The following is a 16,995-nucleotide window of genomic DNA, read 5'->3' as shown; positions in this document are numbered from 1 at the left end:
GGCAACGCCAGCGAGAATTGATTGCCGCAGCATAAGGGCTAGCCCTGTTCAGATGAAGTCACAAAGGTTGCAATAATTGCCACATGCTTACCCCCTCACTGGTCAAGACGCCGCTGCCACACAATGCCAGCATTGCGACCAAATCTCACCCGGCAATTACCCCCATGGCCTTTGTGTTGGCCGTTGTAAAGGCTTATGAGCAAAGGCAGCTATCGCCGCTGGAAGCTTTGAACAAGGCACAAATCCCGCCAGAGCTGCTCAACGATGAAACACAGTGCATCACGGCCTTGCAGATGGAAGCCCTGTGCGATGCCGCCATGCGCGAACTTGACGACGAGACCCTGGGCTGGTTCGAGCGCCGCCTGCCCTGGGGCAGCTACGGCATGCTGGCCCGCGCCAGCATCAGCGCCCCGCATCTGGGCCTGGCCCTGGCCCGCTGGTGCCGCCACCACGGCCTGATTGCCGCCGATATACGCCTGACCCTGACCGAGGAACACGGCATCGCCACCCTGACCCTGCAGGAATGCCGGCCGCTGGGCGCCATGCGCGAGTTCTGCCTGGTCTCGGTGCTGCGCAACATCCACGGCTTTGCCAGCTGGCTGATCAACGACGCCATTGCCTTGCAAAAAGCCAGTTTTCCGTTTGCGGCGCCGGCACATGCCGCGGTTTATGGCGTGCTGTTCCCGCCGGGCGAGCTGGAATTCGATGCCGCCGAGGCCAGCCTGCAGTTTGATGCCCGGCTGCTGCAAGCCCCGCTGGCCCGCGACGAGGCCGCGCTCAACCGCATGCTGCAGCGTGCCCTGCCGCTGCAGGTGCGCCCCTACCAGCGCGAGCGCACCCTGGTGCAACGCGTACGCCAGCTGCTGACGGCCAACAGCGAAGGCCAGCAGACGGCCGAGACCCTGTCGCGCCAGCTCCATGTCTCGCAGCGCAGCCTGCACCGCCAGCTCAAGGAGGAAGGCGCTTCGCTGCAAGCCCTGAAGGACGAGATCCGCCGCGAACGGGCGATTGCCCTGCTGCTGCGCACCAGCCGCCCCATCAAGCGCATTGCCCAGGCCTGCGGCTTTCTGAACGACAAAAGCTTTATCCGCGCCTTCAGACTGTGGACCGGTCTGTCGCCTTCGGAATTTCGCCGCTCCGCCAGCCACCGCCCCGACTGAAAACACAGGCCATGTACCACCTCTACCACTGCGTCAGCGCGCGCTCGTTTCGGCCTCTGTGGCTGCTTGAAGAGCTGCAACAGCCCTACACCCTGCATCTGCTGCCCTTCCCACCCCGGGCGCTGCAGCGCAGCTATCTGGAGCTGAACCCGCTGGGTACAATCCCGCTGCTGCTGCATGAGCAGGTGAAGCTGACGGAGTCGGCGGCCATCTGCGAATATCTGGCCGCTCTTCACCCCGAGCCGCAACTGTCGGTTTCGCCCCACGAAAGCGGCTTTGCCGCCTATCTGAACTGGCTGCATATGAGCGATGCCACGCTCACCTTTCCCCAGACGCTGGTGCTGCGCTACCAGCATTTCGAGCCGCCCGAACGCCGCCATGACGATGTAGCGCAGGACTATGCGCGCTGGTTTCTGGCCCGGCTGCGGGCGGTGGAAGCGGCGGTGAGCACATCGGACTGGCTGTGCGCCGGCCGCTTCACCGCTGCAGATGTGGCCGTGGGCTATGCGCTGATGCTGGCCGACTTTCTGGGTCTGCTGCCGCAGGCCGGCCCCGCCACCCAGGCCTACTGGCAACGCCTGCAACAGCGCCCGGCCTTTGCACGCGCCCGCCAGGCCGAACAGGCTGCGGCGATGGCACAGGGCGTGGACAGCACGCCCTCACCTCTGCTTCGCCCGTTTGGATGATTTGACCATGCATGAAATACAAGAAAAATGGCGCTCAATCGCTGACAACATATACGCTCTTAGCTATCAATTCAGCAATATGGGCCTCCAGGTCAGCACCCGCATGACGGTGGTGAAGCTGAGCGATGGCAGCCTGCTCTCGCACTCAGCCGTGCCGCTGACGCCCACGCAAAAGCAGCAGCTGGACTCCATGGGGCCGCTGCGCCACATCGTGGCGCCCAGCGCCATGCACCATTTGTTTGTCGGCGATCTGGCCGCACAGTATCCCAAGGCCAGGATTTACGGCACCAAGGGCGTGCGGCGCAAACGGCCCGATCTGATGACCATGGAACTCTTGCCGACGATTGAGGCGGAACCCTGGGCCGGCGATCTGGAGTATCTGCGCTTTGGCGGCATTCCCATGCTCGATGAAACCGTCTGGTTCCACCCGGCCTCAGGCTCGCTGATAGCCACCGACATATTGCAATGCTGGAAGGGGCCGCTCAGCCTGCCGGTGCGCCTGTACCTGGGGCTGACGGGCGGCCATGAACGGCTGACCGTGCCGCGCAGCGTGCGCTTGCTGGTCAAGGACAGGGCGGCGGTGAAGGCCAGCGCGGCCCAGATGCAGCAATGGCCGGTGCAGCGCGTCATCCTGCTGCACAACAGCGTGATTGAAGACCAGGCCAGCCTGCGCCTGGCCGAAGCCCTGTCGGTCTGGAACTGAAGACCCGGGCCTACTGGATTTCGTGCTCGTAACCGTCGCCGCCAGTCATAGAAGAAGCAGCCTTGCGCACGGCGTCGAACATGGCGGGCAAATCGCCCATATGGCCGAACACGCAGGCCGCGCCGGCATCCAGCAGTTGCTCTGACGATGCATGGCCCTGATCGGATGGGAAATAGCCCCAGACCGTGGCACCGGCAGCCACGCCGGCCTGCACGCCGGTGACCGTGTCCTCGATCACCAGGCATTGGGCCGGGTCTGCAGCCAGCGCTTGCGCGGCCGCCAGATACACATCGGGAAAAGGCTTGCTGCGCGGCATCTCATGGCCGCTGAAGACCAGGCCCTCAAAGTAGGCAGCCATGCCCACCTGCTCCAGCTGCATCTCCACCTTGGCGCGGTCGGCTCCCGAAGCGCAGGCAATACGGCCCCCGCACAGCTCGTGGATTTGCTTGACGGCTTCCAGCGCCCCGTCAATGGCCACCAGCTCGGCACGCAAGGCCGTGTTGCGGCGCTCATAGAACTCGGCCATCCATGCGTCGGTCAACGGCTTGCCGGTGTGCGACTCGATGACGGCAGCCTGGCTGCGCACCGTCTTGCCTATGAAGTCGCGCGTGCACTCCTCCTGGCTGATGGCCCAGCCGGATTCATTGAGCATGGTGCACAGCACGCGGTTGGTGATGGATTCGCTGTCCACCAGCACACCATCACAGTCAAAGAGCACAGCGTCAAAAGCAGTCATAAAGCATTGCCCGCATCGGCACAAAGCGATGCAAAAAGGCGCCTGTAGCGCCTTTGGTCATAGAAAAATGGATGGCGCGATTATGCGTGCATGCGGTATTTCATGCTTGCGGCCAGAAAACGCCGGCCGGCGCCGGGGTCACGGGCACTGTGTTGGACTCGTTCAGAACTGCTCGCCATCCACGTAATACCAGCGCCCCTCTTCGCGCACAAAACGGCTGCGCTCATGCAGACGCACGGCGCGGCCCGCATGCCGGTAGCGGGCGACAAACTCTACCTCGGCCGTGCTCTCGCCCGTGGCTTGGAAGTCCTTGACCTCCAGGCCCAGCCATTTGCTGGCCGGATCAAACTCCAGACTCTGGGGTCGCTGGCTGGCATGCCAGCTGGCTTGCAGATAGGCGGCGTTCTCACGCACAAAAGCCGTGTAGCGCGAGCGCATCAGCGCCTGGGCATCTGGGGCGGGCTGGCTGTCCCAGTGGTCCAGATAGCGGCCACAGCATGCGGCATAGGCCAGCGCCTTGCCCTTGGCTGTCGTGTTTCCGCAGGGGCAGGCGGCGGTCTGACTCTTGTCGCTCACGGTGCAATCTTTCTCTGGCAAGCCACGGGCTTGCATCAATATTCATAGCTTGATGCGCTTGAAGGACAAGCGTTAGCCGCCATTTTTATCACAAGACTGCGCCTCCGGCCCCGTGCGCCAGAGTCAATGCAGGCCCGCCAGGAACTCTTCCATGGCCGCGTTCACCGGCTCCGGGTGGGTGAGGTTGGAAGCATGGCCGGCCCCCACCACATCCACCCAGCGTGCCTGGGGCAGGCCTTTGAACATGGCGCGGGCGCGCTCGGGGGCGATGGCCTCGTCCTTGCTGCCATGAATGACCAGGGCCGGCATGCGGATCTCGGCCAGGCGCGGGCTGATGTCGTCGCGCAGCGCCAGCGTGGCAAAGCTCTGTCCCAGATTGACGGGTGTGGCCTGCTTCCATTTGTGGCGCCACTGGGCCGCGCCGCCCCAACCCTGGCCCAGGATGATGTGCTCCACCATGGTCGCCATATCGTCAGACAGGCCGTGCTCCATCCAGGCCTTGAGCAGGGCTTCGTGATGGGGCATTTGCTCCGGGTCTTCCAGCAAGGCCTGGGTATCGATCAGCACCAGCGCCCCCACCACCTCGGGGTGAATCAGGGCACAGCGCAGCGAGAGATAGCCGCCTTGCGACATGCCGACCAGCACCGCCTTGTCTACACCCAGGTATTTGAGCAGCGCGGCCAGATCGTCGGCGCTGTCGTAGTAGGTAAAAGGCGCGCAATGCTCGGGGTCTGCCGTCTGCCCATGGCCGCGTTCATCCCAGCTGATGCAGCGAAAACGGCTTTGCAAGGCCTGAACCTGGGGCGCGAACATGGTGTGATCCATGAGCAGCCCATGCGAGAACACGATGACGGGACCACGCCCGCCCGTATCTTCGTAGAAGAGGTTCTGACCGTTGACCGGGGCAAAAGGCATGCTGGAGACTCCTGTGCAATAGGTTGATCGCTGCAGGGCGCTGCGTGCACCCTCTCCTGCGTTCATCCTAGGCAGGCGCCATCACCAGGGCAAGCGGCATGGCCCTTACTGCACCACACCCGGTTGACAAGCCCTAGATTTTTCGCGCAGGCACGCGGTGCCTCAGGCGCTGCAGCCAGCCCAACAGCAAGCCATAGCCGCTGACCAGCACGATCCCGGCCAGCACCAGGGCGGCGCCGATGGCGAAATTGGGCTCCACCGGCTCATCGAGCAGCCAGGCCCCAAGGATCACGCCAAGAATGGGCGTGAGAAAGGAAAACACGCCCAGACGGGAGGCCAGGTATTTGCGCAGCAAGCTGAACCAGACCAGAAAGCTGAAAAAGCAGACGAGCACGGCATTGAAAGCCAGCGCCGCCCATACCGGCAAGCTGGAGCGGAAAACCGTCTCATCCAGGGCCCAGGCCGCCGCCATCAGCAGCACAAAGCCCACCACCAGCTGATAGAACAGGGTTTGCGTGGCCGGCAGGCCGGACAGCGGCGAGACGCGGATGGCCACCGTGGTCAGGCCCCAGGCCAAGGCCGCCCCCAGCGCCAGCGCATCGCCCAGCAGGGTGGAGGACAGACGGCCCTGACCGCCATCTCCCAGAAAAGCCACGGCAATGCCGCCAAAGGCCAGGGCAATGCCCAGCCATTGCAGGGTTGCCAGCCGCTCGGCCGGAAGCTTAAGGTGCAGGCCCAGGGCCGCAAACACCGGGGCCGAGTACAAAAACACCACCACATGGCCTGCCGTGGTCAGGCGCACGGCCTGGCCCAGCAGCACGAACTCCAGCGCAAACAGGGCGCCCACCAGCAGACCTGCCCGCCAGACCCCTGTTTGCAGATTGAGCCGCTCACCCTTGAAGCGCATGTACAGCCACACCAGCAGCGCCGCAATGCCGGAGCGCAGCGCCAGCTGCAAGGTGGGCGAGAAATCAGGCGCTGTGGCCTTGAGCACGATCTGCTGCAGGCTCCAGATCAGGCACAGCAGCAGCATCAGGGCCACCGCCTGGGCATCCAGCGGACGCCGGATGTCCTGCCCGCTCATGCCAGGGCGCGCTGGATGATGATTTTCTGCACGTCGCTCGTGCCTTCATAGATCTGGCACACCCGCACATCGCGGTAGATGCGCTCCACCGGGAAATCGTTGACCACGCCGTAGCCGCCCAGCGTCTGAATCGCCATGCTGCACACGCGTTCGGCCATTTCGCTGGCAAACAGCTTGGCCATGGCCGCTTCCTTCAAGCAGGGCAGACCGGCATCGCGCAGGCTGGCCGCATGCCAGATCAGCTGGCGCGCCGCTTCGATCTGCGTGGCGCAGTCCGCCAGCCTGAAACCCACGGCCTGGTGATTGAAGATGGGCTGGCCGAAGCTCTCGCGCTCCTTGCTGTAGGCCAGCGCGGCTTCGAAGGCCGCACGTGCCATGCCCACGCTCTGGGCGGCAATGCCTATGCGCCCGCCTTCCAGCGCCGACAGGGCAATCTTGTAGCCCTCGCCTTCTGCACCGATCAGGTTGGCGGCCGGAATGCGGCAGTTGTCGAAATTGATCTGCGCCGTATCGCTGCTGTGCTGGCCCAGCTTTTCCTCCAGCCGCGCCACCTGATAGCCGGGGTTGCCGGTGGGGACCAGAAAAGCGCTCATGCCCTTCTTGCCCGCGGCCTTGTCGGTGACGGCAATCACAATCGCCACATCGCCGTTCTTGCCGCTGGTGATGAACTGCTTGACGCCGTTGATCACATAGTCATCGCCCTCGCGGACGGCCGTGGTGCGCAACGCACTGGCATCTGAGCCCACATGAGGCTCGGTCAGGCAGAAGGCACCCAGCATGGCGCCTTGGGCCAGCGGGCGCAGCCACTGCTCTTGCTGCTGGGCATTGCCGTAGCGCATCAAGATGGCGTTGACCGGGCAGTTGGTCACGCTGATCACGGTGCTCGTGCCGCCATCGCCGGCAGCAATCTCTTCCAGCACCAGGGCCAGGCTGATGTAGTTCAGCCCTGCGCCGCCCAACTCCTCGGGCACGCAGATGCCGTAGGCGCCGAGCTGGGCCAGGCCTTGGTGCACATCCTTGGGAAAGTGGTGCTCCTTGTCCCAGCGCGCGGCATGGGGCGTGATTTGCTCGCGCACGAAATCGCGCACGGCATCGCGGATCATTTCCTGGTCAGAGGTCAAAAGCATGGATGTCTCCTATAATTTTTTAATACATTTTTGATAGCGCAAAGCCTGGATAAAAACTAGGCCTGCCCTTGGTTCAACCGTGTTCTCAAGCCATCGTGGCGCAGCAGACAGCCCCGGTCTTCAGGCCTCACCGTGGCCAGGGCCTGCATCAGGCCCTGCACGCTTTGCTGCAGAGTCAGCGGCGCCTGTGCACCGCCCATCTCGGTCTGTACCCAGCCCGGGTCCAGCGCCAGCAGCGTCATGCCCGGCCATTGCTGGCAGGCCGACACCACAGCCATATTCAGAGCGGCCTTGCTGACACGGTATAACCAGGCATAGGCATCGGCCTGCGCCAGCAGCGACATCTCGCTGGAAAACGCCCCCATCACGCCGCCAGCGGCCTGGACCATGGGCGCGATCTGCGGCAGCACCTGCATGAAACCCAGTACATTGCTGTGCATGACGGCATCGAACTGAGGCTGCGAGGGCGGAACGCCGGCGTCCTTACTATCCCAGACGCCAGCCACATACAGGGCCAGATCGATGCTCTCGCCGTCCAGCCGCCAGGCCAGGCCGCTGACGCTGGCCGGGTCGGCCAGATCCATCTGCAGCACCTCGGCACCCAGGGCCTGCACGCCCGCCATGTCCTCGGCCTTGCGCACCGTGGCGATGACGCGGTGGCCTTGCTGTACGTAAGCCTCGGTCAAGGCACGGCCCAGACCGCGCGACGCGCCCAGAATCAGTATCAAAGCCATAGCTGCTTGCGCCTATCTTTCATTGAATTCAAGCCAAAAAACACTTCAATCCCTTTCAGTTCAAGCGCCAGCAGCTATCAATTACTTTTTGCCCTGCTCGGCAGCGATTTGCGCGTTGTAGCGGTTGACCATCAACTCCTGCGATTCAGGCGCCGTGGTCATGCCCATTTGCGCCTGAATCATCTGGTTGAGCGTGGGCATCACATTGCGCTGCACCTGGGCTTCGGCACTCCACAGCCTGGAGCGCATCAAGGCCTTGGCACAGTGCAGATAGGCTTCCTGCACCTCGATCTCGATCACCAGCTTGGGCCTGAAGTGCTCGGACGCAAACAGCGCCGTGTAATGCGCCTCGTCGCGCAGCCTGGCCTTGCCGTTGACGCGCAGTGTCTCGTCAAAGCCGGGCACGAAAAACAGCAGACCCACACGCGGGTCTTGCAGCAGATTGCTCAGGCTGTCGAGCCGGTTGTTGCCGCCGGCATCGGGAATCAGCAGCGTGTTTGCATCGGGGGCTTTGACAAAGCCCGGCTTGCCGCCACGCGGCGAGGCATCGAGCAGCGTACCGCTGGCACCGCCCGTGGCCATGACCAGCAGCGGAGACAGGGCAATAAAGCGCAGGCAATAGCGGTCCAGCTCCAGCTGCTGCTTGAGCAAGGCCCGCTCTGCCGGCGGTGCGTACAGCTGCTGCAGTTGCTCAAGCGAGGTGATCACGACGCATCCTCCTGCCCATGCGTATCCTGGCGGTGGATAGCGGCATACAGGGACAGGTATTCGTTCCACGCGGGATCGAAGCTCAGGTCCAGCTCGGCCTCAAGCCCTGGCGCATGTTGGGCTGCCAGTTGCTTGGCCAGCTGCGCGGCGTAGACCGGTTCGTCCACATAGAAAGCGGCCACGCGCGAGCTCATGCTCTCCACCCGCGTGAAGGCCAGAATGCCACGCTGCTGGCGGGCCAGCTCCGCCTCCAGGCCGTCCTGTGCATCGCGCACGGCATCGAGTTCCTGCTGACTGGAAAACGGCAAGCGCCACAGCATGAAGTGCGAAAGATCGGCGCGCGTGGCCACGGCATTGGCCGAATCGTGGAAAGACAGAATGTCCGGCGCATCGTCCTCGGCCGCATCCCGGGCACGCACCTCCAGCGACAGCCAGCGGCTGTCCTGCTCCTGCGGAAACTGGAAGCTGCGGCCCAGCACCTCGCGCTGAAACGCATCAAAGACGGGAGCAAAATCCCGCAGCGGCACCGGCCCTGAGCTGCCATGCGACAGCTGCTGCACAAATTCCACTGGCCCTACACGCACGGAAAAATCCCACTCGCCCAGCACATGGTCGAGCATGATGAAAGCCATGTGCTGCGCATGCGCCGCCATGTCTTCGGGAATGGCTTTGCCAAACGACAGCTCCAGGCCGATGATGCCGCCGGCGTCGTAATAGCCCACCAGCACCTCGGCGCTGGACAGCTCGAAATCTTCCATGCGCATGGCGAAATCGCCGCCGGCGGTGCGACTGCGAAAGGCCTGCACGCCGTAGTTCTCGAAGCGCGGTGCATGACGCACCAGGGCTTGCACATTCTCAAACTGCGCCGTGTTGCCATGGGCGGAAATCACCAGCCTGGAACCGGCCTGCCGGAGCTGGCCTTCCAGCTCCACGGCCAGACCCGGCGCATGGCGCTGCAGCAGCTCGTTGGCGCGCTCCACGAAGTCCGGGCCATCCAGGGTTTCCAGCGAACTCAGCTGCTCGGAAAAATCGCTCCAGAACGCCTCGATCTGCGGCATGCCAATCGGCAGCACGTGAGGGGTGTCGTCTTCTTGAATGTCTGCGCTCATGAATGGTTTTCGCTAAATGCCTGTGCACACCTTGGCAGGTGCGCACAGGCCGTTGAACATCCGTTCAATGTAGTGCACGCAGGCGGGGCTTGAGCCTCACACCAGCTCGATCGCCATGGCCGTGCCTTCGCCGCCGCCTATGCACAGCGTGGCCAGGCCTTTTTTCTTGCCGTGGGTCTTGAGTGCGTGGATCAGCGTGACGATGATGCGTGCACCGCTGGCGCCAATCGGGTGACCCAGGGCGCAAGCGCCGCCGTGCACATTGACCTTGTCGTGCGAGATGCCCAGCTCGGCCATCAAGGCCATGGGAACGACGGCAAAAGCCTCGTTGATTTCCCACAGGTCCACATCCTCCACCTTCCAGCCGGCCTTCTTGAGCGCCTTCTCGGTTGCGCCCACGGGTGCGGTGGAGAACCACTCGGGTGCCTGGGCATGGCTGGCGTGGGCCACGATGCGAGCCAGCGGCTTGCAGCCCATGGCTTGGGCGGTGGATTCGCGCATCAACACCATGGCGGCGGCGCCGTCATTGATGCTGGAGCTGGATGCGGCCGTGATCGTGCCGTCCTTCTTGAAGGCGGGCTTCAAGCTGCCAATCTTGTCGAGCTTGGCCTTGGCCGGGCCTTCATCCACGCTCACCGTCACATCGCCCTTGCGGGTCTTGACGGTGACGGGCGTGATTTCCGCGTCGAAGGCGCCGCTTTGCGCCGCGGCTTGCGCACGCTGCACGCTGGCAATCGCAAACGCGTCCTGCTGCTCTCGGGTGAAGCTGTATTTGGCAGCGCAGTCTTCGCCGAAAGTGCCCATGGAGCGGCCTGGCTCGTAAGCATCTTCCAGACCGTCCAGCATCATGTGGTCAAAAATCTTGTCATGGCCCATGCGATAGCCGCCACGGCCCTTCTTGAGCAGATAGGGCGCATTGGTCATGCTTTCCATGCCGCCTGCCACCATCACATCGCGGCTGCCGGCCACCAGCTGGTCGTGTGCCAGCATCGTGGCTTCCATGCCAGCGCCGCACATCTTGGACAGGGTGACCGCCCCCGTGCTTTGCGGCAGGCCGCCCTTAAAACCGGCCTGGCGTGCCGGTGCCTGGCCTTGACCGGCCATCAGACAGTTGCCGAACAGCACTTCCTCGACCTTGTCGGCCGCAATGCCTGCGCGCTCCACGGCGGCCTTGATGGCGGCGCCACCCAGATCATGGGCGGCCAGATCGGAAAAATCGCCCTGGAATGCGCCCATGGGCGTGCGGGCGGCGCTGACGATGACGATGGGGTCGTGTTGCATGGTAAGTCTCCTGGGTTGTAGTGGTGAACAATGCAAAGTCAAAAGATGAGCGCTTGATAGGTATCTGAAATACGTTTCAGGCAGGCTTCAGGCGGGACACGGGACGGGACGAACCGAGAACATGGCCGGCCATTGCTCGTTTTCGTCCAGAAAGCGGCTGCTCTCGTAAGGGAAGACGTCGGGCATCTGACCGGCACGTATGCTGGCCTGGTGCTGCTGCCAGAACGCGGGCTCCAGCAGATCGGCGTGGTGGCGCATGAAGACCTCGCGCACTGCCGGGTGGCCCAGCAGGAAAGGGCCAAAGGTCTCGGGAAACACATCCTTGGGGCCTACCGAATACCAGATCTCGCCCGACATCTCATCGGCGTCATCTCGCGGCGCAGGCACGGCGCGGAAATTGCATTCCGTCAGGTATTCGATCTCGTCATAGTCGTAGAACACGACCTTGCCGCCGCGCGTCACGCCAAAGTTCTTCCACAGCATGTCGCCTGGAAAAATATTGGTGGCCACCAACTCCTTGATGGCATTGCCATATTCGACCACCGCACGCTCCATGGCGGCGCGGCGCTCGGGCTTGGTCTCGGCTTCGGCCAAGCATTCCTGCAGAAAGAGGTTCAGCGGCACCAGGCGCCGCTCGATATAGAGGTGGCGGATGATGACTTCTTCCTGCCCGTCGCCATCGCGGTCGCTGATCTCGATCTGCTCGGGTGCCTGCACCTGCAGCTCGGCCAGCAGCTCATCGCTGAAACGGCTGCGCGGCAGAGCCACCAGGCTGTATTCCATGGTGTCGGCCATGCGCCCGCCCCGGTCGTGGCGCTTGACGAGGCGATATTTGCCTTCGACCTGGGTGCGCGTGATGTCCTTGCTGCTGGCGATGCGGTCCTTGATGAGCTTGAACACATAGGGAAAGCTGGGCAGGTCGAACACCAGCATGACCAGGCCCTTGATGCCGGGCGCTATGCGCAACTGATCGCTGGAGTGGCGCAGGTGGTGCAGAAAATCGCGATAGAACAGCGTCTTGCCTTGCTTTGCCAGCCCCAGGGCGTTGTAAATCTCGGCACAGGGTTTGCGCGGCATCAGGCTGTGCAAAAAGCGCACATAGGCGCTGGGCACTTCCATGTGCACCATGAAATAGGCACGCGCAAAGCTGAACAAGCCGTGCAGATCGTCTTCGCCAAACAGGGCGGCGTGCAATACCAGCTTGCCATGGGCGCTATGAATAATGGGGACGGCAAAAGCCAGCTCGGTATAGCCGGTGATGATCTTGCCCACCAGGTAGGCGCCCTTGTTGCGAAAGAACAGGCTGGAGAGCACCTGCAGCTGGAAATTGGGGCGCAGCGTGAGACCTTGCAGGCGCCCGCGCACACGCTCGGTCAGGCGCGCCACATCTCGGGGCAGATCCTCAAACGGACACTGCAGTGCCAGCTGCTCCACCATCTGCGTCAGACTGGCGGGCAACTGCTCCCGGTTGGCGGGGTAGTAGCCACGGTAGATGGGCACCGCTCCCGGCGCGTGGTTCTCCAGATATTCGGTGCTGACCGCCGCACGCACAAAGATGAAGTCGTTGTGAAAATGCGTGCGGTGCAGGATCTTGGTGGTGACCGAGTTGAAAAAAGTCTCGGCCAGCTCGGGCTGAAGGTGATCGACCATCAAGCCTATGTAGTGCAGCTTGACCTGCTGCCACACATTCATGGGCTGCCGGCTGGCGGCAAATTCTTTTTCCAGTCTGCGCATGCATTCGCGCACATGCAGGTCATAGAACTCTATGCGTTCACGCTGGGCGCGCTGCTGGCCCAGCCAGTCCATGGTTTCAAAGCGATGCTTGGCCCGCGCCGATTCGGCGCTGAACATGCGGTAGTGCTGGTTGAAACCATGCATGAGCGCCTGCGCAATCGCGTAGGCCTGTGGGGCGTCCAGTCGTTGGGGAAACATGGCTGGGCTTGCTGCCTTTCAGGCCTTGGAGTTTGCGCAGGGCTGCATGGTGGCTGCGGGGCTTAGCTGCGTTCGCGCTTGGCCACTTTTTCGATGGCGGCGGCGTACACATCATCCAGGCCACCCACGCCTGGCACGGTCATCTCGAGGTTGGTGATGTGACCGTTCTTGAGGCTGTAGCACCAGCTGTGCAGCGTGACCTTCTGGCCGCGGGCCCAGGCATCCTGCATCACTGTGGACTGGGCCACGTTGACCACCTGTTCGATGGCGTTGAGTTCGCACAGCGCATCGTGGCGGAACTGGGTGGAGATGCTTTCCAGCAGCTTCAGGTGCTTGTCGCGCACATCGCGCACGTGGCGCGTCCAGTTGTCCACCAGGCCCAGACGCAGATTGTTGAGGGCGGCATAAACGCCGCCGCAGCCGTAGTGGCCCACCACCATCAGGTGCTCGATCTTCAGGTGATCCACCGAGTATTGAATGGTGGACAGGCAGTTCAGATCGCTGGGCACCACCACGTTGGCCACGTTGCGGTGCACAAAGACCTCGCCAGGCTCCAGACCGGTGATCTGGTTGGCCGGGACGCGGCTGTCGGAGCAGCCAATCCACATGTACTTGGGTTTTTGCTGTGCCATCAATCCGGTGAAAAAGCCCGGACGCTCTTTTTCCACCTGTTCCGCCCATTGGCGGTTGTGGATAAAGAGGTCTTCGATGGAGGTCGTTGTCATGAGGTGATCCTTCTTTTTGATGGTGAGTGACAATGACGGCGCAGCAATCCTGTTACGGCCCGCTTTATCAGCAGGTTTCAGCGAACAATTCGCGGCCAATCAACATGCGGCGAATTTCGCTGGTGCCAGCGCCAATCTCATAGAGTTTCGCATCTCGCCAGAGTCGGCCCAGCGGATACTCGTTGATATACCCATTACCGCCATAGATTTGCACGCCTTCGCCGGCCATCCATGTGGCCTTCTCGGCACACCACAGAATCACGCTGGCGCAATCCTTGCGTACCTGACGCACATGGTCGGTTCCCAGCAGATCCAGGGTTTTAGCGACCGTATAAGCAAAAGAACGGCCTGCTTGCAGCACGGTGTACATATCGGCCACCTTGCCCTGGATGAGCTGAAACTCACCAATGCTCTGGCCAAACTGCTTGCGGTCATGGATATAGGGGACCACATTGTCCATCACGCTTTGCATGATGCCCAGCGGCCCGCCGGTGAGCACGGCACGCTCGTAATCCAGCCCGCTCATCAGCACCTTGGCGCCCATGTTCAGACCGCCAAGGATGTTTTCTGCCGGCACCTCCACGTTTTCGAACACCAGCTCGCCCGTGTGACTGCCTCGCATGCCCAGCTTGTCCAGCTTTTGCGCAACCGAGAAGCCCTTCATGCCTTTTTCGATCAGAAATGCCGTCACGCCTCTTGCGCCCATCTGCGGTTCGGTCTTGGCATAGACCACCAGCGTGTCTGCATCGGGGCCGTTGGTAATCCACATCTTGCTGCCGTTGAGCAGGTAGTAACCGCCCTTGTCTTCCGCCTTGAGCTTCATGCTGATCACATCGGAGCCAGCGCCCGGCTCGCTCATGGCCAGCGCACCCACATGCTCGCCGCTGATCAGCTTGGGCAGGTACTTGGCTTTTTGTGCCTCGTTGCCGTTGCGATTGATCTGGTTCACGCACAGATTGCTGTGCGCGCCATAGGACAGGCCCACCGAAGCGCTGGCGCGGGAGATCTCCTCCATGGCCACCATATGGGCCAGATAGCCCATATCCGCACCGCCATACTGCTCGGAGACGGTAATGCCCAACACCCCCAGATCGCCGAACTTGCGCCACAAGTCCATGGGGAACTGGTCGTTGCGGTCAATCTCCGCTGCACGCGGAGCGATTTCGCTTTGGGCAAATTCACGCACCGCATCACGCAGGGCATCAATGTCTTCACCCAGTTGAAAGTTCAGTCCAGGCAGATTGCTAAGGCTCATGGTTGTCTCCTATCGGTTTTGTATTGAACAATGAGTTGAAAAAGTCGGCCGTTTCAGTCGCTCAGACCTGCACGGCCTTGCACCGCCATCAGGGTGCAGCCCATGGTTGCTATCAATTTTTCTTGGCCGTTATCGATCGCATAGGCACGGCCTTCGGTGACGGTGATGGTCCGGCCGGGCTTGATCACCCGCCCTTCCATGCGAAAGCGCTGGCCTTTGGCAGGAGCCAGCAGATTGATCTTGAACTCGATGGTTAAAACCGCAGCGCTGGCAGGCATTTGCGTCAGCCCCGCATAACCACAGGCGGAATCCAGCGCCGTGGAGACCATGCCGGCATGCAGAAAACCGTGCTGCTGCGTCAGCCCTTGTGCCCAGGCTAGGCTGATATCCACAACGCCCGGCTCAATGCGGCTCAGTTCTGCGCCCAGGGTCTGCATCGCACCTTGCAGGGCAAAGCTCTCACGCACACGCTGCTCAAAATCCACGTCTTCCGAGGTCAAGGCTGGCATCTGGTCTGCTTCCGGTTCAAGAAATTCAGAGAATTGACGTTTACGTAAACGTCAATTATGCAGCACTTTTGCCGGAAGTCTTCTTGAGCAGCGTACGCGCCTCTTTTTCCTGCTCGCGCACCTCATCCAGCGTGGCTTGCAGATCCGCCATCTGCGACTCCAGTTGCTTGCGATGCACGGCCAGCACATCGAGAAATTTTTGCAGCTGCACGCCGGTATCACGCGGGCTGTCATACAGCTCAATGATTTCCTTGGCCTCTGTCAGCGACAGTCCCAGGCGCTTGGCACGCAAGGTCAACCGCAGACGCGCGCGATCACGGGGCGAATAAACGCGGTTGCGCCCCGCCGCTCCCGAGCGCTCGGGCTGCAGCAAGCCCATATCCTCATAAAAACGGATGGCCCGCGTGGTGAGATCAAACTCCTTGGCAAGATCGCTGATGGTGTAACTGGTCGACATAGCAAGATATGGTTGGCAGGAGCTGAAGAGCGGCACATCCATCACACGTGCGACTGTGCATACGCCGAAGCTCTCTACAATGGGTTGTTAATACTGACGTTTACGTTAACGTTAACGTCAATGTAATCGATAAGCAGGCCCACCATGACCCAGACCCAAGAATCAGCACTCCACTACCCTCTGGGCGATGCAATCCCCGGCGAGTCAGAAACCATGGAGGTCGCACCGGGCACTTTTTGGCTGCGCATGAGCCTGCCCTTTGCGCTGGACCATATCAATCTCTGGCTGATACGCGACCGCATGGAAGACCGCTTTGGCACGCTACGCGAAGGCTGGACCGTGGTGGACTGCTGCGTCAACAGCCCGCAATCGCAAGCCCAGTGGAATGCCATCTTCGACAAGCGGCTCGAAGGCTTGCCCATTTTGCGCGTCATCGTCACCCATATGCATCCGGACCATATTGGTCTGGCCGGCTGGCTTTGCGAACGCTGGCAAGCGCCGCTCTTCATCAGCGCCACCGACATCAACGTCGCCCGCGTTGCCATGACCGACCATGACGGCTTCGGCGGCGAGTCCGGCACCAGGTTCTATGAGCTGCACGGCCTGCGCGATGAAGGCTTTCTCGGCCACGTTCGCGGCCGCCGCAGTTATTACTCGTCTTTGGTGCACAAACTGCCCCAGTCATACCACCGCCTCCTGGATCGCGATTCGCTGAGCATCGGAGGCCATTCATGGCAATGCATCGCCGGTTATGGCCATGCACCTGAACACATCGCTCTGTACAACCAGGATCTGAACCTGCTGATCAGCGGCGATATGGTCCTGCCCCGCATCTCCGCCAATGTCAGCGTGCATGCCAGCGAACCAGAAGCCAACCCATTGCAGCTGTTCATGGATTCGCTCAAGCGCTACTTTGATTTGCCGGAGGATACCTTTGTGCTGCCGTCCCACGGCAAGCCTTTTAACGGCCTGCATACCCGCGTACAACAGCTGCTCGATCATCACCAAGAGCATCTGAACGGCATTCTTCAGACCGTTCCGGGCAAGGAGCTCAGTGCCGCCGACATCCTTCCCTTACTCTTCAAACGCAAACTGGATGCACACCAGACCACCTTCGCCATGGGTGAAGCTCTGGCCCACTTGCATTACCTCTGGTTCAAGCAGCAATTGCAGCGCCGCGAGGATCCGCAAGGTGTGTTGCGCTTCTCACTGCCTCAGCCGAAATAGCAGCTTCATTCACCCAATAAAAAGAGAGCGCATAGCGCTCTCTTTTTATTGGGTCTGCGGTATTTCATGAT

18 protein-coding genes are annotated in these 16,995 nt (G+C 61.8%); 4 read left to right on the top strand and 14 right to left on the bottom strand.

The annotated features are described in order from the left end of the window. The first annotated feature begins 83 nt into the window (after positions 1-83). The 3 genes from EAO39_RS03440 to EAO39_RS03430 are packed head-to-tail and all read left to right on the top strand — an operon-like array spanning position 84 to position 2,549. Complete coding sequence (locus tag EAO39_RS03440) at positions 84-1,160, top strand: AraC family transcriptional regulator (RefSeq protein WP_120966164.1); 1,077 nt, start codon at positions 84-86, stop codon at positions 1,158-1,160. Between the two features lie 11 nt (positions 1,161-1,171). After that, positions 1,172-1,846: a glutathione S-transferase family protein gene (locus EAO39_RS03435; RefSeq protein WP_120966163.1), complete on the top strand. Its 675-nt coding sequence runs from the start codon at positions 1,172-1,174 to the stop codon at positions 1,844-1,846. Between the two features lie 7 nt (positions 1,847-1,853). Beyond that, positions 1,854-2,549, top strand: a complete 696-nt coding sequence (locus tag EAO39_RS03430) for a DUF4336 domain-containing protein (RefSeq protein WP_120970629.1) — start codon at positions 1,854-1,856, stop codon at positions 2,547-2,549. A gap of 10 nt (positions 2,550-2,559) precedes the next feature. Here EAO39_RS03430 and EAO39_RS03425 read toward each other — a convergent pair whose 3' ends face one another. The 14 genes from EAO39_RS03425 to EAO39_RS03360 all read right to left on the bottom strand — a co-directional run bounded on the left by EAO39_RS03425 (position 2,560) and on the right by EAO39_RS03360 (position 15,697). Continuing rightward, positions 2,560-3,285 (bottom strand): HAD family phosphatase, encoded by a 726-nt coding sequence (locus EAO39_RS03425; protein ID WP_120966162.1) that lies wholly within the window; start codon positions 3,283-3,285, stop codon positions 2,560-2,562. Positions 3,286-3,447: 162 nt separating this feature from the next. Further along, entirely contained in the window at positions 3,448-3,861 is a 414-nt protein-coding gene (locus tag EAO39_RS03420; protein ID WP_120970627.1) for a YchJ family metal-binding protein, read from the bottom strand. Between the two features lie 123 nt (positions 3,862-3,984). Continuing rightward, positions 3,985-4,776, bottom strand: a complete 792-nt coding sequence (locus tag EAO39_RS03415) for an alpha/beta hydrolase (RefSeq protein ID WP_120966161.1) — start codon at positions 4,774-4,776, stop codon at positions 3,985-3,987. Positions 4,777-4,909: 133 nt separating this feature from the next. Next, a complete protein-coding gene (locus tag EAO39_RS03410; RefSeq protein ID WP_120966160.1) occupies positions 4,910-5,860 on the bottom strand; it encodes a DMT family transporter in 951 nt (316 codons plus the stop codon). Next, positions 5,857-6,987 (bottom strand): acyl-CoA dehydrogenase family protein, encoded by a 1,131-nt coding sequence (locus EAO39_RS03405; protein WP_120966159.1) that lies wholly within the window; start codon positions 6,985-6,987, stop codon positions 5,857-5,859. Before EAO39_RS03405 ends, EAO39_RS03410 begins: the two co-directional genes overlap by 4 nt. Before the next feature lie 56 nt (positions 6,988-7,043). Next, on the bottom strand, positions 7,044-7,721 hold the full coding sequence (locus tag EAO39_RS03400) for an SDR family oxidoreductase (RefSeq protein ID WP_120966158.1): 678 nt from the start codon (positions 7,719-7,721) through the stop codon (positions 7,044-7,046). 81 nt (positions 7,722-7,802) lie between these two features. Continuing rightward, the gene (locus EAO39_RS03395) at positions 7,803-8,429 is read right to left on the bottom strand and encodes an MSMEG_1061 family FMN-dependent PPOX-type flavoprotein (protein WP_120966157.1); all 627 of its coding nucleotides are present in this window, start codon (positions 8,427-8,429) and stop codon (positions 7,803-7,805) included. Continuing rightward, positions 8,426-9,538, bottom strand: a complete 1,113-nt coding sequence (locus tag EAO39_RS03390; protein ID WP_120966156.1) for a hypothetical protein — start codon at positions 9,536-9,538, stop codon at positions 8,426-8,428. The genes EAO39_RS03395 and EAO39_RS03390 overlap by 4 nt, the downstream gene beginning before the upstream one ends. Before the next feature lie 96 nt (positions 9,539-9,634). Next, on the bottom strand, positions 9,635-10,819 hold the full coding sequence (locus EAO39_RS03385; protein WP_120966155.1) for an acetyl-CoA C-acyltransferase: 1,185 nt from the start codon (positions 10,817-10,819) through the stop codon (positions 9,635-9,637). 87 nt (positions 10,820-10,906) lie between these two features. Continuing rightward, positions 10,907-12,751, bottom strand: a complete 1,845-nt coding sequence (aceK, locus tag EAO39_RS03380; protein ID WP_120966154.1) for a bifunctional isocitrate dehydrogenase kinase/phosphatase — start codon at positions 12,749-12,751, stop codon at positions 10,907-10,909. A gap of 62 nt (positions 12,752-12,813) precedes the next feature. Then, positions 12,814-13,476 (bottom strand): carbonate dehydratase, encoded by a 663-nt coding sequence (can, locus tag EAO39_RS03375; protein ID WP_120966153.1) that lies wholly within the window; start codon positions 13,474-13,476, stop codon positions 12,814-12,816. A gap of 67 nt (positions 13,477-13,543) precedes the next feature. After that, complete coding sequence (locus EAO39_RS03370; RefSeq protein WP_120966152.1) at positions 13,544-14,731, bottom strand: isovaleryl-CoA dehydrogenase; 1,188 nt, start codon at positions 14,729-14,731, stop codon at positions 13,544-13,546. Positions 14,732-14,784: 53 nt separating this feature from the next. Next, positions 14,785-15,240, bottom strand: a complete 456-nt coding sequence (locus EAO39_RS03365) for a PaaI family thioesterase (RefSeq protein ID WP_120966151.1) — start codon at positions 15,238-15,240, stop codon at positions 14,785-14,787. 55 nt (positions 15,241-15,295) lie between these two features. Beyond that, positions 15,296-15,697, bottom strand: a complete 402-nt coding sequence (locus tag EAO39_RS03360) for a MerR family DNA-binding transcriptional regulator (protein ID WP_120966150.1) — start codon at positions 15,695-15,697, stop codon at positions 15,296-15,298. A 144-nt stretch (positions 15,698-15,841) separates the two neighbouring features. Here EAO39_RS03360 and EAO39_RS03355 point away from each other — a divergent pair, with 144 nt between their 5' ends. Then, positions 15,842-16,924: an MBL fold metallo-hydrolase gene (locus EAO39_RS03355; RefSeq protein ID WP_120966149.1), complete on the top strand. Its 1,083-nt coding sequence runs from the start codon at positions 15,842-15,844 to the stop codon at positions 16,922-16,924. Positions 16,925-16,995 lie beyond the last annotated feature (71 nt).

It is taken from the genome of Comamonas sp. lk (genome assembly GCF_900564145.1).
Taxonomy (GTDB): domain Bacteria; phylum Pseudomonadota; class Gammaproteobacteria; order Burkholderiales; family Burkholderiaceae_C; genus Comamonas.
Note: the sequence above shows the minus strand (reverse complement) of the source record. Positions and strands in the feature narration are given on the sequence as shown.

Coding starts and splice junctions, on each gene's coding strand:
- EAO39_RS03440 (WP_120966164.1), top strand. CDS start 84: ATGCTTACCCCCTCACTGGTCAAGACGCCGCTGCCACACAATGCCAGC.
- EAO39_RS03370 (WP_120966152.1), bottom strand. CDS start 14,731: ATGAGCCTTAGCAATCTGCCTGGACTGAACTTTCAACTGGGTGAAGAC.
- EAO39_RS03430 (WP_120970629.1), top strand. CDS start 1,854: ATGCATGAAATACAAGAAAAATGGCGCTCAATCGCTGACAACATATAC.
- EAO39_RS03410 (WP_120966160.1), bottom strand. CDS start 5,860: ATGAGCGGGCAGGACATCCGGCGTCCGCTGGATGCCCAGGCGGTGGCC.
- EAO39_RS03405 (WP_120966159.1), bottom strand. CDS start 6,987: ATGCTTTTGACCTCTGACCAGGAAATGATCCGCGATGCCGTGCGCGAT.
- EAO39_RS03385 (WP_120966155.1), bottom strand. CDS start 10,819: ATGCAACACGACCCCATCGTCATCGTCAGCGCCGCCCGCACGCCCATG.
- EAO39_RS03435 (WP_120966163.1), top strand. CDS start 1,172: ATGTACCACCTCTACCACTGCGTCAGCGCGCGCTCGTTTCGGCCTCTG.
- EAO39_RS03425 (WP_120966162.1), bottom strand. CDS start 3,285: ATGACTGCTTTTGACGCTGTGCTCTTTGACTGTGATGGTGTGCTGGTG.
- EAO39_RS03360 (WP_120966150.1), bottom strand. CDS start 15,697: ATGTCGACCAGTTACACCATCAGCGATCTTGCCAAGGAGTTTGATCTC.
- EAO39_RS03355 (WP_120966149.1), top strand. CDS start 15,842: ATGACCCAGACCCAAGAATCAGCACTCCACTACCCTCTGGGCGATGCA.
- EAO39_RS03415 (WP_120966161.1), bottom strand. CDS start 4,776: ATGCCTTTTGCCCCGGTCAACGGTCAGAACCTCTTCTACGAAGATACG.
- EAO39_RS03390 (WP_120966156.1), bottom strand. CDS start 9,538: ATGAGCGCAGACATTCAAGAAGACGACACCCCTCACGTGCTGCCGATT.
- EAO39_RS03400 (WP_120966158.1), bottom strand. CDS start 7,721: ATGGCTTTGATACTGATTCTGGGCGCGTCGCGCGGTCTGGGCCGTGCC.
- can (WP_120966153.1), bottom strand. CDS start 13,476: ATGACAACGACCTCCATCGAAGACCTCTTTATCCACAACCGCCAATGG.
- EAO39_RS03365 (WP_120966151.1), bottom strand. CDS start 15,240: ATGCCAGCCTTGACCTCGGAAGACGTGGATTTTGAGCAGCGTGTGCGT.
- aceK (WP_120966154.1), bottom strand. CDS start 12,751: ATGTTTCCCCAACGACTGGACGCCCCACAGGCCTACGCGATTGCGCAG.